This window comes from Amycolatopsis oliviviridis (assembly GCF_014654365.1).
Lineage (GTDB): Bacteria > Actinomycetota > Actinomycetes > Mycobacteriales > Pseudonocardiaceae > Amycolatopsis > Amycolatopsis oliviviridis.
On the sequence record NZ_BNAY01000008.1, the window covers coordinates 315,696 to 329,859 of the forward strand.

Sequence of the window (14,164 nt, forward strand, 5' to 3'; positions counted from 1 at the left end):
ACCACCCCGACCCGGCACCGCCAGACACGCTTTCCACCCGAGGGAAACGAAAAGAGCGGCGCCCGAAGGCACCGCTCTTTCCAGGTCACGACCCCGGTCAGAAGCCGAACAGCGCCTGCGGAACCTCGTGCTCGTCCGGCCAGGTCAGCCAGGCGACGTCGGTCGGGCCGATGGCGTAGCGCGCCAGGCGCCAGGACCGCGGGTCGTCGTCGACGGTCGTCTCGCTGGTCTTCTTGAGCAGGGCGACGTAGACGTCGGACATGACGCCGTCGGCTCGCTTGTTCTCGTAGATGGTGCCGGCGTAGTACGGGCGTCCGGCTTCGACGCCGCGCATCGTCCCCTGCAGGAACACCCAGGGACCGAGCCGGTCGAGCTGGTCCACGACCACCCGGACCTGATCGCCGAACTCCTCGTCGAGCCGGGCGGTGGCGGCCTGGAACACCGCTTCCCGGACCGGGTCGCCGGGGCTCAGCGCCTCCGGGAACGATCGGGTGTACATCAAGCTACCTCCCACTTGCGGGACAGCGATGCGGCCGCATCGGCTTGCCCGGTGCCGCTATGGCGTTCTGTCGGATCAGGTCGGCGGGGTGAGGATCTTCACGAGGCCGCCACCGCCGCCCATGCTGATCTTCTGCGAACCGTCGGGGTTGACGTTGTTCGAACCGATGAACTGGCCGTCGCCCGCGTACAGCACAACGTGCCCACCGTTGTTCGAGATCACCACGTCGCCGGGTTTCGCCTGGGAGAGCGGCACTTCCTTCCAGCCATCCGCTTGGAGGTTGGCCGTCAGGCCCGCAACCGAGGCGCTGGCCTGCCCCTTGTCGATGAGGCCCGCCGCCTCCAGGCAGCCGGAGACGAAGTTCGCGCAGTTGACGTTGTTGGGCACCCACGACTGCATGGCGGGCAGTTCGCCGCTGCCCTTGAGGTCGCCGGCGTTGCGGCCGAGGAACTTCTCGGCGATCTTGGCCGGGTTGTCGCCCCGGGCGTCGATCGGCTTGGCGGGCCGCCCGTCGCCCTGGACCCCGGCGACGCCGCCCCCGCCGCCACCGCCACCGTGGCCTCCACCGCCGCCACCACCGTCCCCGCCGCCGTGGCTGGGCACGTGGTTGACCGGGGTGGCGTGGACGCTCGACGCGGTGGTCCCGCCGGTGTCCGCGGGCACCAGCTCCAGGAAACCGCCCTCGATCTCCAGGCCGAGCGGCTTGAGGAGGTCGTCGATCTGCTTCTCGGCGTCGTCGAGCGCCTTCTCGATCTCGTCCTTCTTGCCGTTGGAGTCCTTCTCGTTGAGCTGCCGGAGCCGCTCGATGTCGGACGCGGCGATGGCGATCTCGTTGTCGTCCTTGGAGCTGTTCTTCCGGCGGCGGGCCGAGTCGATCAGCGCGCGGTTGTCCTTGTCCTTGTCGTTGGCCTCCTGCGCGAGCTGCGCGACCTTCTTCTTGACGTCGTCCAGGATCTCGGACACGCGCTGGAGGATGTTCTTGGCCGCCTCGGCCTTGTCGCTCACCTTGTAGCTGGCCTTGCCGAGCTTCTCGAGGTGGTCGGCGACGGCGTCGGCGTCCTTGCCCTCCCAGTGGCGCAGGACGTCCTCGCGGAAGACTTTGAGGTCGTCTCCGAGGTCGTTGGCCCTGGTGGCGGCTCCGCCGACCTTCCTGGCCTGGTCGTTGACCGCGCCCGAGTTGAGCTTCTGCGCCTGCTGGGCGTGCTTGTCGATGGCGTCCAGCGACTTCGGACGGTCGTGCGACGGGTCGTCGAGCGTGCCCGGATTCCGCTCCGCGGTGGTCATCGGTAAATCCCCCTGGTTCCGGTCTTCAGTCCGATCAGTCCCGCTCGCGGCCGCGGAGGGTGTGGACACCCGCGGCTTCGTCGTTCCGCATGCGCTGGGCGGCGTTGGACAGCGCGATGGACGCGGCGTCGACGAGCTTCGAGGCGGCGTCCAGATGCGCGTTCACGCCCTGGTGGAACCCCTTCATCGTCTTACCCGTGCTGGCCGCGTTGCTCAGGTCGCCGAACGCGCCCCCGGGGTCGCCGTCGCCCAAGTCCTTGCTCGTCCCGTTGAAGCCGTCCTTGAGCCCGCCGACCTTCTTGGCCAACGACGCGATCTGCTCCGGATCGAATCGGCGAGTCATGGATGATCCCTCCAGTCACGGCGCCTGCGCCCGCACTTCGTCTGCCCACATTGCTGTACCGCGCACCCTATGAGCTCCCGCCCACCCGTGCGCGCCGTTTCCGGAAACGGCGATGCCGCCGTTCGTGTACATCGACGCACCCGGCAGCGTGTTGGTTCCCCGACGTCGGCCCGAAGATCTTACCTCTTCGGCGACCGCCGACGGCCGGATGCCGACAGCGCCCGGGTGAGGCGACCCGACCGTGATCGACTACCTTCAGTAATCGATCATCGCTCGTTCGGGTGTCGCGCCGCCGGCTGCGCGACAGTTCCCTGTGGAAGACTGCGCGCATGCCCATTCCGTATTTCTCGCAATGGGAGTCCCCCGAACTCGCGACGGCGATCGTCACCGGCGCGATGTCCGCCGCCGACGACCCGCGATGGGCGGATTCCGGCGCCGTTTCCGCTCGGGAGTATGAATTCTGGTCGTGGCGAGCCTGCGGCATGGCGTGCTTGCGGATGATGCTGGCCCATCGGGGACAAGAAGTCCCGCCGAGCGTCGAACTGGCCAAGGAATGCGAGCGGTTCGGCGGCTACGTGCGGCACGAGAACGGCGTGCACGGCCTGATCTACGCGCCTTTCCTCGACTGGGCGGCGGACCGGTTCGGGCTCGACGGCGAGGTGCGGGTCGATTTCGGCCTGTCCGAGCTGCGGGACCTGGTCGCGCGGGGACATCAGGTGATGGCGTCGGTGCACAAGTCGATCAGGGAACCGAAGAGCGAACCGCCCAGGAAGGGCGGGCATCTGGTGCTGGTCACCGCCGTGACCGAGTCGGGCCTGGTGATGAACAACCCGTCGGGGACCGGCCCGCACGGTCAGCAAGACGCCTATGTGGACGACGAGGACTTCGCGCGGTTCTACGCCGCGCGCGGCATGGTCTTCGGCCGCGCGGGACAGGACAGGACCTAGACCAGGCCGAGTTCACGTGCCCGGACGCCCGCCTGGAAGCGGGACTCGGCGCCCAGCGCGGACATCAGCTCGGCCACCCGGCGCCGGTAGGTCCGCACGCCGAGGCCGAGGGTCCGGGCGGCGGCCTCGTCCTTGACCCCGCTGCCGAGCAGGTCCAGCACCGCGGGCGCGAGCCGCCGGATCTCGGTGACCTGCGCGTCGTAGACGTCGAGCTCGGTCGCGGCTCGCCAGGCCGTCTCGAACAGCGACATCACGCCCTGAACGGTCTCGGGCTGGGTGATGACGCTGTAGCCGCGCTGTCCGGCGGTGAGGTCACCGGCCAGGATCACGAGCTTGCCGTCCATGACGATCGTTTCGTTGACGTCCTCGGTGGAGATGCGGATCCGCGCTCCGAACCGGTCTCGGACCCGCCTCAGTTCCTGGGCCGATCCCTGGTCGAGCAGCAGCCCGGCCCGGTAGATCTTGCGGATCCGGACCTCGCCCGCGCGGCGCTCGGCGGCCTCGGTGAGCTCGTCGGACCTGCGGTCGGCCACCCAGGTCGCGAGGTCGTTGGCGGCACAGGCGAGGTCGGTCACGGTCGAGAACAGGTGCCCGACCCGGCGGAACAGCTCCTCTTCGCCGCGCACGACGACGACCGAATCGCCCGCCCGCGTGAGGCCGTCGCTCGTCCGCATGACCTCGATACTGCCCCACTCTCGCCGCTCGCGACCAGGTGGCAGCTTGTTGCCATTTTCTGACTTCCGGCGGGCCCGTCGCGACGCTGATGGGTATGACGAATCTTCACGACAGCACCTGGCGGCTCGGCGACCTCACCGTCAACCGGGTCGGCCTCGGCGCGATGCGGCTGACCGGGATGCCCTGGGACGAGAAACCCAAGAGCCGCGAGGACGCCATCGCCGTCCTGCGCCGCGCGATCGAGCTCGGCGTGAACCACATCGACACCGCTTCGTTCTATTTCACCCCCACACGCTCGGCGAACGAGCTGATCAGCACCGCGCTCCAGCCCTACCCCGAAGACCTCGTGATCACCACGAAGGTGGGGGCCGGCCGGTCCCGCGACGGCGAGTTCTTCTACGCGCGCCCTGACCAGCTTCGCGGACAGGTCGAGGAGAACATCCGGCAGCTCGGGCTCGACCACCTCGACGTCGTCAACCTGCGCTGGGGCGCCGCGATGGGCAAGGAGCCCGGTTCGGTGGCCGACCATTTCGGCGCGCTGGCGGAGCTGCGCGAGGCGGGCCTGATCCGCCACCTCGGCATCTCCAACATCCTGCCGGAACAGCTGCTCGAAGCGCGGATGATCGCGCCGGTGGTCTGCGTGCAGAACCGCTACGGCCTGACCGACCGCGAGGACGACGCCCTGGTCGACCTGTGCGCGGACCACGGCATCGCGTTCGTGCCCTTCTTCGCCGTGACGACCTCGGTGCCCGGCGCCACCACGCCCGGCACCGTCCCGGGCCAGGCCGAGATCGCGAAGGTCGCCGCGGCGCACGACGCGACCCCGGCGCAGATCCGGCTCGCCTGGACGCTGCACCGGGGCGCGCACGTGCTCGCCATCCCCGGCACCGGCGACCCCGGGCATCTGGAAGAGAACGTCGCGGCGGGCGCCATCCGGCTCGGCGACGACGAGCTGGCCCTGCTCGACGCCATCGCGCGCGGATAGCGGGCTCGTTCGGCCACTGATTCAGCTCACCGGTTCAAGTCACTTGCGGATCCGGTGGTCCACGGCGACCCAGTTCGTCTCCCAGGTCGTCCCGCCGTCGGCCGAGAACGCCTGCTCGAACCGCGCGTCGTCCGGACCGGGCCGGAAGATCAGGAAGCGCACCTTGATCGGACGGCCGCCCAGGGTGTCGTCGCCGCGGAAGTCGCCGACGCCGTCGCGGAACCCGCCGTAGACGGCCGGGGTGAGCAGACCGTCGCGCATGTTGACGAAGGTCAGGCTCCACCGCTGCGCCTGCGGTTCGTACAGCCGCAGGTTGAGGGCGTCGATGCGGCCGTCCGGTCCCGAGACCTCGAACTCGAGGGCGTTCGCGCGGCGGTCCATGAGCGGGCGCACGGTGCTGGTGCCCGCGAACCGGAGCCATTCGTCCGCGGACTCCGAAAGCGGTTCGGCGAGGACGCGCACGGTGGAGCGCCAGGTGCCGATCTCCCAGTCGAAGGCGCGTTGGCCGTCGGCGGCGCCGGGAGATGGCGAAGCGTCGCCCGACGCCGCCGTCGCGATCAGCAGGACGGCCGAAAGGCACACCGTCAGGATTCGTTTGTATGGCACGGTCATGGTCCGACTATCGGAGCGGAGCACGGCCATGGACAAGAAGGCACCTTCGGGTAACCTTTCGCGCCCCAACCCACTGCCGGGCTGCCCGATGGCCGCCGCGTTCGCCGCCATCGGCGGGAAATGGAAACTGACGCTGCTGTACTGGCTCGCCCACGGCGAGTCCCATTTCGCCGGGCTTCGCCGCCGGGGCGCGCCGATCACGCCCAAGGTGCTGGCCGAGCAGCTGCGGGAACTCGAAGCCGACGGACTCGTCGAACGCGTGGTGACCGGGCCGATCCCGGCGCCCGTGATCTACCGGCTCACTCCCTACGGGACCACGGTCCTGCCCGTGGTCGAAGGGGTCAGGGTCTGGGGCGAGGCGCATCTCCGGCACGTCGGCGGCGAGGACTCGCCGAACCCGGCGATGGGGTGCGCCGACGCGATCGGCTAGCGGCCCGCGCGGGTCAAGTGGGTCGAGTGGGTCGGCGGCGTTGTGAAAGCCACCTTCACAACATTCAAGGTTGCGAAGGTGGCTTTCACAACGTCCTGAACCCTCCACACTCGGTCTTGTGCGGGTGGCAGGGGAAGATGCCGGCCGTTGAACGTCCGGAATCTTCCCTCGTCATGTCGTATGCCACCGGTCGTGACCGGCACGACCCTTGATCAACGGAGGATCGGGGACGTTGAGGGGTAAGGCAAAGGTGTCCGGTTGACGTGGCCGATGAGGGCGCGGAGTGTCGCTCAGGGTGAGGGGTGTGTGGAAACAGGGACGTTGAACGTCCCTGTTTCCACACACCCCTTCGCGACCGGTCCGGTCACGCGGGACCGTGTGGATTTCGGTGCATCCAACGCGCCGAAATCCACACAGTGGGTGCCCCAGGTCCGGCATCGCGCAGCGCCACTCACGACCACCCCGACCGACAGCTCACTCGCGCCCTCGCCTCATTTGGCTCCGGTCCGGCGGGCGGCGGCCGCCCTGGCGAGGGTTTCGAGGATGTCCTGGGTGGCGGCGATGTCGACGCAGGCGTCCGTGATCGACTGCCCGTAGGTGAGCGGCCGGTCGGGGTGGAGGTCCTGGCGGCCAGCCTGGAGGTTGGATTCGAGCATGACGCCGACGATGCCGCGCTGGCCGTTCCTGACCTGCTCGGCGATCTGCTCGGCGACGACGGCCTGCCGGAGGTGGTCCTTGCGGCTGTTGTCGTGGCTGGCGTCGATCACCACGCGGCGCGGAAGCCCGGCGTTCTGCAGGGTGGTCAGCGTCGCGCGGACGGACGCCGGGTTGTGGTTAGGCGCGCTGTTGCCCCCGCGCAGGACGACGTGGCAGTCGGGGTTGCCGACGGTGTGCAGGATCGCGGGCAGGCCGCTCGGGTCGACGCCGGGGACGACGTGCCGCGCCTCGGCGGCCCGGATGGCGTCGACGGCGACGGTGACATCGCCGTCGCGCCGGTTCTTGAAGCCGACGGGCATGGACAGGCCGCTGGCCAGCATGCGGTGATTCTGGCTTTCCACGGTCCTGGCCCCGATCGCGCCCCACGAGACGGTGTCGGCGAGGTAGGCCGGGATGGTGGTGTCCAGCCATTCGCACGCGGCGGGCAGGCCGGCCTCGGCCAGTTCGAGGAGCAGGTCCCTGGCGATGCGCAGCCCGCGGTTGACGTCGCCGGTGCCGTCGAGGTGCGGGTCGTTGATGAGCCCTTTCCAGCCGCCGACCGTACGGGGCTTTTCGAAATAGACCCGCATGACGATCAGCAGATCGTTGACGAACCGGCCGGCGAGGGCGGTGAGGCGGTCGGCGTATTCGAGCGCGGCGGCGGGATCGTGGATGGAGCAGGGTCCGGCGATCACGAGCAGCCGGTCGTCCGTGCCGTCGAGGACGCGGACGACGGTTTCGCGGCCCTGTCGCACCGTGTCGGCCGCGGTGGCGCTGAGCGGGAGTTCATGGTGCAGCAGGGCGGGGGTGACCAACGGGACCAGACGGTCGATGCGCTGGTTGTCGAGTTCGACGGCGGCGATCGTTGTCATCACAGGTATCCAGGATTTCTGCCCGCCGAGAGCGGTGGGAAAGCCGGGATTTCCCACCGCACGGCAGGCGGTCTCGGGTGAACGACGAAGCTAGCTCGGGAAAAGCCCGGCCTCACTCGATGCGAGGAGATTTTTCGGTGTTTTCTCTTACCCCGAAATCTCCCACCATCCGTCACTCAAGACAACGGAAAAAGCACCGTCCAACCCGGCCGCCGCGCGATCGGCGATTCTATCGCCCGGTCCAAATCGGATCCCGTTTCTCGGCGAAGGCGCGGGCGCCTTCCTCGGCGTCCGCGCTCCGGCGACGGCGTTCTTCCCACGGATACGAGGCCTCGAAAGCCTTTTCCAAGGGGAGGTCCAGCGACCGCGACGCGGACTCCTTGATCGCGCGGACCGAAAGCGGGGCGGCGCGCACGAGATCGTCCGTCCATTCCGCGACACACCGATCCAGTTCGCTGAAAGGAACGACTTCGTTCACCAGTCCGTAGCGCAACGCCGTCGCCGCGTCCATGCGGCGTCCGGTCAGCAGATATCCCATCGCGACCTTCTGCGGAAGCTGCCGCGGCAGCCGGAACACTCCCCCGGCACCAGCGATCAGCCCGAGCCGCACCTCCGGCAACGCGAAGACGGCCTCCTCGGAGGCGATGGCGATGTCGCACGCCAGCACCAGTTCGAAACCGCCGCCCAGCGCGTACCCGTGCACGCGGGCGACCACCGGCTTCGACAACGTGAACCGGTCGGTCAGCCGCGGATGCCCCGGCTGGCCCGCACTGCCGAACGTCGAGGCCTCCACCCCCGCCTCGGTCAGCCGCGCGCGTTCCTTGAGGTCCTGGCCGACGGAGAACGCGCGGTCTCCCGCGCCGGTCAGGACCACGGCCCTGACGTCGTCGTCGGCCTCGACGTCGTCCCAGATCCCGGCGAGTTCCGTGTGCATCCGCCGGTCCATCGCGTTCAGCACCTCGGGCCGGTCCATCGTCACGTAGGCGACGTGGTCCTTCTTTTCGTACCGCACCCCGGTTTCGCTCATCGCGCACCCACCGCGAAACCGTCCACCTTGCCGATCACGTCCGCCCCGTAGATGCGCAAAGCCTGCTGCAGCGCGAATTCGGCGATGTACCGGCGGAACTCCTCCGGTGGCTCCTCGGCCAGGTTCAGCATGCGCCGGTTGGCCACCACGGCTTCCCCGTCGAGCCGGGCCAGCGCGCGGTCGATCGCCTCGTCCATCTCTTCGGGCGGAACGACCTCGTCGACGATCGACCGGGCGTCCGGCTCGTCCGCCCGGAGCCGGCGGCCGCCGAGGATCACCTGCCGGGCCACACGCGGCCCGGCGATCCGGGAAAGCCGGAAGTTCGACACCCCGGGGATGATCCCTTCCTTGGCCGCGGGCAGGCTGAGGTAGGCGTCGGACGCCGCCAGCACGTGGTCGAAGATCAGCAGCAGCTGGGTCCCGCCGCCGATGGCGAAGGAATCCACGGCCGCCATCCAGGGCTTGTCGGTCAGCCGTGAATGCCAGGAGTCCTCCGTGAGCAGGCCGCGGAAGATCTTCTGGAGGTAGCCGACTTCCCGCCGCAGCAGGAAATCGACGAGCGGGATGTCGCCCGAGCTGAGCTTCTTGAGGTTGATGCCCGCGCAGAACACCCGGCGGCCCAGATAGCGCGGATGACTCATCACCCCGCCCCGCAGGAGTCCACTTCGGACGGACGGATCGAGCAGGGTCAGATCGACCGCGGTCTCCATGTCGTCGACCTGCTGCGCGTCCTCGGCGTTCAGGCAGTCGTCCCGGCACAGGGTCAGGTGCGCGACGCCGTCCCGGCGTTCCAGCCGGACGGCCTCCATCTCCACGACGCCGGTCTCGACGAACCCGGGCAGCAGCTCGATCGCCCTGGCGGTGGGGCGGAGCATGGCGTCGAGCAGATGCGGACCGGCCTTCGGCGCGCGCAGGATCCCGCGCAGGAAGATGCCCTGGTCGATCTCGCGCCCTTCCTTCTCCGCTTGTGGCAGGGAATTCTCGGCCGTCATCTGCTCTTCCGAGGGCACCAGGCCGGGGTACGCGAGTGCCGCGGCGCGGACGAGTTCGTCGATCCTCAGGTATCGCGTCCTGCCGTCGGTGAGTACGTCGTAGATCTCCTCGGCGTGCGCCTCGACGAAGGCCGTGCGCAGCGCACGGATCTCGTCGTCGGCGCGGTGGGCCTCCCCCGCCAGGGCCCGGAGATCGGGCCCTGGCGCGAGCGTCGTCACGACTTGGCTTCCCGCCGCAGCGCCCGGTCCGCCGCGGCCAAGTGAGCGCCGAGAGCCTCCTCGAAGGTGGTCGAGCCCGCTTCGAAGATCAGCTGGCGACGGATCGCCGTCTCCGCCCCGTCGGTGACCCCGGCCAGCCCGGCCAGTGTCTTCGCCGGCTCCGCGGACACCTCGTCGATGAGGTTGAGGGCGAGCGCGCGGTCGGTGTCGATCGGGGTTCCGAGCAGCACGGCCCGCCGGATGCCCGCCGCACCGGCCTGTTTGGTGAGGCGGTACACGCTCATCCCGGGCCAGGTGCCGCCGCCCGCGCCCGCCAGCCGCAACCGGGTTCCCGGCTCGGCGATCCGGACGTCGGCGGCGAGGAGGAGATCCAGCGCCATTCCGGCGCACTCCCCCGACGCCACCGCGACGGTGAGCCTGCCGAGCCGTTCGAACCGGCGGACGACCCGCTCCCATTTGGACACCAGGCCGACCGTCAGCCCCTTCGCCCAGTCCGCGGGCGGGGCCCCCGTCACGTGGACGATGACCGGCCCCGGTTCCCGGTGGTCCTCGGCACGATCGCAGAGGGTGCCGATCTCCTCGACCGCCGCGGCGGTCACCGTGCGGGCGCCGTCGAAACGCAGCACTGGCTCACCGTTCACTTCTTCACGCGTCACCATTGAATAAGCGCCATTTCGATTGTGGAGCCGGGCCCCATGGTCATGAGTACGCCGTATTCCCCGGGGCGGGCGACGTCTTCGTCGGCGAGCCGCTCGTAGGAGAAGAGGAAGGAGCCGCTGGAGAGGTTCCCGTAGTCACGCAGCACACCGGTGGTGTGGCGGACGTCGTGCCGGCTGAGGCCGAGGTTGACGACGACCGCGTCGATCACCTTCTTCCCGCCCGAGTGCACCAGCCAGTGGCCGATGTCGCTGCGGCGCAGGCCCGTCCCGCCCAGCAGCCGGTCGATGACGATCTCCGCGTGCGCGCCGACCACGTAGGGGATCTGCGGGTCGAGGAAGAAACTGAACCGGTCCTGGTCGCGGTCCCAGTCGTACCGCATGGCCTCGACCGCGTCGGTGATGATGTAGCTGGCGAACTTCAGGACCCGGGGACCGGGCACGCGCCCGTCACCGGAAACGAGGGCGAGGGCGGCGGATCCGTCCCCGAAAAGACTGTTGACCACCGCGGTCCGCATGGTTCCGTCCAGGGCGTAGGCGGCGGAACACGCCTCGCTGCACAGGACGACGCCGAGTTCGCCGGGGTGCGCTGCGGACCAGCCCGAGACCACGTTGAGCGCGTTCAGGCCGGCGTTGCAGCCCATGCCCACGATGTCGGAGCGGCTGCAATGCGGGTCGATGCCCATCTCGCGGATGATCAGCGCGCTCAGGCCGGGGGTCAGGAACCCGGTCGAGGTGACACAGCACAGGTGACGCAGCTCGGAAAGCGTCGCGCCCGCCGACTTCAGGCAGGCCTCCAGGGCCCGGCATCCCATGTCGACGGCGATCTTCTTGTGCTTGTCGAGGAGGTCGCCCTGCGGTTCGGACACGCGTCCGCCACCGGGGCTCTCCGGGGGAAGGGTGAGGAAACGCCGGTCGATGGCGCTGTTCAGGAAGACCGACCGGATCTTCGGATCCTCGACGTCGAGGATTTCGAGCAGCTCGGTCTGCGAGTAGGACGACTCGGAGACCGCGGTTCCCACGCCGGCGAACCTGGTGATCTCGGTCAGTCCGTTGTGGACGGACAGGTCTTCGAAAGATTCGGCAAGGGCAGTCATCGATACATCCATCCCCATGTTCTCAACTTGCTTCGGAGTAGCTGCTTGAACCGCGCAGCGGGCATCGATCTCACCTTTCTCGTGCAGTGGTGGACGCTTTCGCTTTCGGGATCAGGTGGCGAGGGGGACGCCGGAATACCGGCGTTCGAGTTCCTGGCTGGTGGCGTAGTCCGGCAGCAGCCCCTGCCGTTCCGCCTCGGCGAGCGTGATCGCCACCTGGTCCCGTTCGGACAGGATCGGTTCGACGCCGGGGTCGATGGGCAGGCCGAGCGCGGGATCCAGGACCGACAGGGCGAGTTCGTTCTCCGCCGTGTAGGCCGTGGAAAGCAGGTACCACATGACGGTGTCGTCTTCGAGCGCCACGAACGCGTGGCCGACGCCGACGGGGAAGTACATCGCCCGATGGTGCCGCTGGTCCAGCACGACCGCGTCCCACCGGCCGAACGTCGGCGAGCCGACCCGGATGTCGACCACGATGTCCAGGGCCTTGCCGCTCGCGCAATAGACGTACTTCGCGGTACCCGGCGGTGTCGTCGTGTAGTGGATCCCCCGCACCACGCCGCGTTTGGACCGGCTGTGATTCGTCTGCACCACCGGGAAGAGCGGGCTTCCGTGGGCCTCGGTGAAGGCCTCCTCCTGGAGCGGCGAGACGAACAGGCCCCGGTCGTCGGGGAACACCCGGGGGGTGAACTCGATCGCCCCCTCGACGGCGAGTTTGCGTGATTGCACGGCTGCTCCCGTGGTCGGCGTGATCAGAGCGCGGACAGCACTTCGCGGACCGCGTGGATGACCTTGTCCTGCAGGTCCGGGGAAAGCGCGGGGTACATCGGCAGCGAGAAGATCTCGGTCGCCAGCTTCTCGGTGACCGGCAGCGATCCCGTCTCGTAGCCGAGGTGCGCGAATCCGGTCATGGTGTGCACCGGCCACGGGTAGCTGATGTTCAGGTGGATGTCGTACGCCTTGAGCCGCTCGATGATCTCGTCGCGTCGCGGGTGCCGCACCACGTAGACGTAGTACACGTGCTCGTTGCCGGGCGCGGTCCGCGGGAGCTTCAGCTCGGTGTCGCCGAGCCCCTCGACGTAGCGCTCGGCGACGGCCCGCCTGCCCGCCGTGTACGCGTCGAGCCGCTTGAGCTTGCGCCGCAGGATCTCCGCCTGGACCTCGTCCAGCCTGCTGTTGTGGGCGGGCGTCTCCACCGTGTAGTAGCGCTCTTCCATGCCGTAGTACCGCAAGCGCCGCAGCCGCCGGTCCACGGCCTCGTCGGAGGTGATGGCCGCGCCGCCGTCGCCGTACGCGCCGAGCACCTTGGTGGGATAGAAGGAGAACGCGGCCGCGTCGCCGGTCGTTCCCGCGATCGTCCCGTTCTGGCGGGCACCGTGCGCCTGGGCGCAATCCTCCAGAATGGACAGTCCGTGCTTCGCGGCGAGTTCCTTCAGCGGGGCCATGTCCACGCACTGGCCGTACAGGTGCACGGGCAGCAGGCATTTGGTGCGCTCGGTGATCGCGGCTTCGACCAGGCCGGTGTCCATCAGGAAGTCGTCCTCGCGGACGTCGACGAAGACCGGGGTGGCCCCGGTGCCGTCGATGGCGACGACGGTCGGCGCGGCGGTGTTGGACACCGTGATCACCTCGTCGCCCGGCCCGACACCCAGCGCCTGCAGGGCGAGCTTGATCGCGTTCGTCCCGTTGTCGAGACCGACGCAGTGCCCGGCTCCGTGGTACGCGGCGAATTCCGACTCGAAGCCGCGCAGGCTCGCGCCGAGCACGAGCTGTCCCGAGTTGAAGACCGTTTCGACCGCGTCCAGCAGATCGAGCCGCTCCGTCCCGTATTCGGCCAGGTAATCCCATACGCGCGTGGTCATGTGCGAACCTTTCCATGAACTGATGACGTCAAAGCGGCGACAGTGCGACGCACCCCTTCGGGCAGCGAGATCTCCGGACGCCAGCCGGTGATCGCCCGAAACGGCGTGGAATCGATGGTGATACTCAGGAAATCCGTCTCGGGCGCGTGCGACGGCGGTTCCACACAGGTCACTTCCACCGGGCTGTTCCCGGTGTGCTCGGACATCTCCTCCGCCACGAGCCGGAAGACCTCGCCCAGCCGGTCACCCCGGCCCGCACCGATCAGCCAATGCCCGCCCGCCAGGGAATCCGGATGATCCAGCGCCGCCGTGAACGCGGCCGCGACGTCGTCGACGTGGACCAGGTCGCGCCGCACCGTGCCGTCTCCCCAGATGGTGAGCGGCAGGCCTTCGAGTGCCCGCCGCGCCATGGCGGACACGACGCCGCGGTCGTGGTTCGCGTCTTCCGTGACGGTCTCGCCGAAGATGGTCGGCAGCCGCAGGCTGATCCCGCGGACCAGGCCGTCGGCCGTGGCCTTCTTGAGAAACTGTTCCGCCGCCAGCTTTTGCACGTCGTAAGGTGTCGCCGGGTGGTCGGGCTCGGTCCCGTCGAGCGGTTCGCGGGGCGGTACCCCGACCTGCGAGGTGGAACCGGCGAACACCACTACCGGAGGCGGCCCGTGGCCGCCGCCGATGATCTCGACGAGGTCCCGCAGCACGCCCGCGTTCACGCGTTCGGCGCCCTCGGCCGCGCGCCAGCCGCCCTCTCCCAGCAGCAGGTACACGATCGCGTCCGATCCCGCGACCGCGCCGGCGAGCGCGGCCCGGTCGGTGAGGTCGGCGCTGACGACGGTGGTCTCGGCCTGGCCTGCCGGCGGCGTGATCCGCCTGCGCGCCACCGCCCGCAGCCGGATCGGCCTCCGCGCCAGCGCGCGGGTGACCGCCGAACCGACGAAGCCCGACGCGCCGAGGACGGTGACCGTCTTCAT

16 protein-coding genes are annotated in these 14,164 nt (G+C 69.1%); 3 read left to right on the forward strand and 13 right to left on the reverse strand.

The window, feature by feature from the left end; translation table 11 throughout:
• Positions 1-97 precede the first annotated feature (97 nt).
• The 3 genes from IE302_RS31440 to IE302_RS31450 all read right to left on the reverse strand — a co-directional run bounded on the left by IE302_RS31440 (position 98) and on the right by IE302_RS31450 (position 2,126).
• Positions 98-499 carry a hypothetical protein gene (locus IE302_RS31440; RefSeq protein WP_191258058.1) on the reverse strand — a complete coding sequence of 134 codons (402 nt, stop codon included), beginning with the start codon at positions 497-499 and terminating at the stop codon, positions 98-100.
• Between the two features lie 75 nt (positions 500-574).
• The gene (locus IE302_RS31445; RefSeq protein ID WP_191258059.1) at positions 575-1,783 is read right to left on the reverse strand and encodes an NlpC/P60 family protein; all 1,209 of its coding nucleotides are present in this window, start codon (positions 1,781-1,783) and stop codon (positions 575-577) included.
• 34 nt (positions 1,784-1,817) lie between these two features.
• A complete protein-coding gene (locus tag IE302_RS31450; RefSeq protein WP_191258060.1) occupies positions 1,818-2,126 on the reverse strand; it encodes a hypothetical protein in 309 nt (102 codons plus the stop codon).
• Positions 2,127-2,455: 329 nt separating this feature from the next.
• Here IE302_RS31450 and IE302_RS31455 point away from each other — a divergent pair, with 329 nt between their 5' ends.
• Complete coding sequence (locus IE302_RS31455) at positions 2,456-3,073, forward strand: C39 family peptidase (protein WP_191258061.1); 618 nt, start codon at positions 2,456-2,458, stop codon at positions 3,071-3,073.
• Here IE302_RS31455 and IE302_RS31460 read toward each other — a convergent pair.
• On the reverse strand, positions 3,070-3,747 hold the full coding sequence (locus IE302_RS31460; protein ID WP_191258062.1) for a response regulator transcription factor: 678 nt from the start codon (positions 3,745-3,747) through the stop codon (positions 3,070-3,072). The two genes, IE302_RS31455 and IE302_RS31460, sit on opposite strands and share 4 nt — an antisense overlap.
• Positions 3,748-3,842: 95 nt before the next feature.
• On the opposite strand from IE302_RS31460, the gene IE302_RS31465 reads away from it, so the two are divergent.
• A complete protein-coding gene (locus tag IE302_RS31465; protein ID WP_191258063.1) occupies positions 3,843-4,733 on the forward strand; it encodes an oxidoreductase in 891 nt (296 codons plus the stop codon).
• Positions 4,734-4,772: 39 nt separating this feature from the next.
• Here the strand turns inward: IE302_RS31465 and IE302_RS31470 are convergent, their stop codons facing one another.
• On the reverse strand, positions 4,773-5,345 hold the full coding sequence (locus tag IE302_RS31470) for a hypothetical protein (protein WP_229908043.1): 573 nt from the start codon (positions 5,343-5,345) through the stop codon (positions 4,773-4,775).
• A 28-nt stretch (positions 5,346-5,373) separates the two neighbouring features.
• Here IE302_RS31470 and IE302_RS31475 point away from each other — a divergent pair, with 28 nt between their 5' ends.
• The gene (locus IE302_RS31475) at positions 5,374-5,775 is read left to right on the forward strand and encodes a winged helix-turn-helix transcriptional regulator (protein ID WP_229908044.1); all 402 of its coding nucleotides are present in this window, start codon (positions 5,374-5,376) and stop codon (positions 5,773-5,775) included.
• 491 nt (positions 5,776-6,266) lie between these two features.
• On the opposite strand, the gene IE302_RS31480 is transcribed toward IE302_RS31475, so the two are convergent.
• The 8 genes from IE302_RS31480 to IE302_RS31515 all read right to left on the reverse strand — a co-directional run bounded on the left by IE302_RS31480 (position 6,267) and on the right by IE302_RS31515 (position 14,164).
• Complete coding sequence (locus tag IE302_RS31480) at positions 6,267-7,343, reverse strand: 3-deoxy-7-phosphoheptulonate synthase (protein WP_191258064.1); 1,077 nt, start codon at positions 7,341-7,343, stop codon at positions 6,267-6,269.
• A gap of 229 nt (positions 7,344-7,572) precedes the next feature.
• Entirely contained in the window at positions 7,573-8,370 is a 798-nt protein-coding gene (gene dpgD / locus IE302_RS31485) for an enoyl-CoA-hydratase DpgD (RefSeq protein ID WP_191258065.1), read from the reverse strand.
• A complete protein-coding gene (gene dpgC / locus IE302_RS31490) occupies positions 8,367-9,581 on the reverse strand; it encodes a (3,5-dihydroxyphenyl)acetyl-CoA 1,2-dioxygenase DpgC (RefSeq protein WP_191258066.1) in 1,215 nt (404 codons plus the stop codon). The genes dpgD and dpgC overlap by 4 nt, the downstream gene beginning before the upstream one ends.
• A complete protein-coding gene (gene dpgB / locus IE302_RS31495; RefSeq protein WP_229908045.1) occupies positions 9,578-10,222 on the reverse strand; it encodes an enoyl-CoA-hydratase DpgB in 645 nt (214 codons plus the stop codon). The genes dpgC and dpgB overlap by 4 nt, the downstream gene beginning before the upstream one ends.
• A gap of 11 nt (positions 10,223-10,233) precedes the next feature.
• Positions 10,234-11,334, reverse strand: a complete 1,101-nt coding sequence (dpgA, locus tag IE302_RS31500) for a 3,5-dihydroxyphenylacetyl-CoA synthase DpgA (protein ID WP_191258068.1) — start codon at positions 11,332-11,334, stop codon at positions 10,234-10,236.
• A 111-nt stretch (positions 11,335-11,445) separates the two neighbouring features.
• Positions 11,446-12,063 (reverse strand): dTDP-4-dehydrorhamnose 3,5-epimerase family protein, encoded by a 618-nt coding sequence (locus IE302_RS31505; protein WP_191258069.1) that lies wholly within the window; start codon positions 12,061-12,063, stop codon positions 11,446-11,448.
• Between the two features lie 23 nt (positions 12,064-12,086).
• Positions 12,087-13,196, reverse strand: coding sequence for a DegT/DnrJ/EryC1/StrS family aminotransferase (locus tag IE302_RS31510; RefSeq protein WP_191258070.1), 1,110 nt, complete (start codon positions 13,194-13,196; stop codon positions 12,087-12,089).
• Positions 13,193-14,164 (reverse strand): NAD-dependent epimerase/dehydratase family protein, encoded by a 972-nt coding sequence (locus IE302_RS31515; RefSeq protein ID WP_191258218.1) that lies wholly within the window; start codon positions 14,162-14,164, stop codon positions 13,193-13,195. The genes IE302_RS31510 and IE302_RS31515 overlap by 4 nt, the downstream gene beginning before the upstream one ends.

What these genes read in the sequence shown, in the direction of transcription:
- IE302_RS31440 (WP_191258058.1), bottom strand. Translation starts at nt 499, where the DNA reads ATGTACACCCGATCGTTCCCGGAGGCGCTGAGCCCCGGCGACCCGGTC.
- IE302_RS31445 (WP_191258059.1), bottom strand. Translation starts at nt 1,783, where the DNA reads ATGACCACCGCGGAGCGGAATCCGGGCACGCTCGACGACCCGTCGCAC.
- IE302_RS31450 (WP_191258060.1), bottom strand. Translation starts at nt 2,126, where the DNA reads ATGACTCGCCGATTCGATCCGGAGCAGATCGCGTCGTTGGCCAAGAAG.
- IE302_RS31455 (WP_191258061.1), top strand. Translation starts at nt 2,456, where the DNA reads ATGCCCATTCCGTATTTCTCGCAATGGGAGTCCCCCGAACTCGCGACG.
- IE302_RS31460 (WP_191258062.1), bottom strand. Translation starts at nt 3,747, where the DNA reads ATGCGGACGAGCGACGGCCTCACGCGGGCGGGCGATTCGGTCGTCGTC.
- IE302_RS31465 (WP_191258063.1), top strand. Translation starts at nt 3,843, where the DNA reads ATGACGAATCTTCACGACAGCACCTGGCGGCTCGGCGACCTCACCGTC.
- IE302_RS31470 (WP_229908043.1), bottom strand. Translation starts at nt 5,345, where the DNA reads ATGACCGTGCCATACAAACGAATCCTGACGGTGTGCCTTTCGGCCGTC.
- IE302_RS31475 (WP_229908044.1), top strand. Translation starts at nt 5,374, where the DNA reads ATGGACAAGAAGGCACCTTCGGGTAACCTTTCGCGCCCCAACCCACTG.
- IE302_RS31480 (WP_191258064.1), bottom strand. Translation starts at nt 7,343, where the DNA reads ATGACAACGATCGCCGCCGTCGAACTCGACAACCAGCGCATCGACCGT.
- dpgD (WP_191258065.1), bottom strand. Translation starts at nt 8,370, where the DNA reads ATGAGCGAAACCGGGGTGCGGTACGAAAAGAAGGACCACGTCGCCTAC.
- dpgA (WP_191258068.1), bottom strand. Translation starts at nt 11,334, where the DNA reads ATGACTGCCCTTGCCGAATCTTTCGAAGACCTGTCCGTCCACAACGGA.
- IE302_RS31510 (WP_191258070.1), bottom strand. Translation starts at nt 13,196, where the DNA reads ATGACCACGCGCGTATGGGATTACCTGGCCGAATACGGGACGGAGCGG.
- IE302_RS31515 (WP_191258218.1), bottom strand. Translation starts at nt 14,164, where the DNA reads ATGAAGACGGTCACCGTCCTCGGCGCGTCGGGCTTCGTCGGTTCGGCG.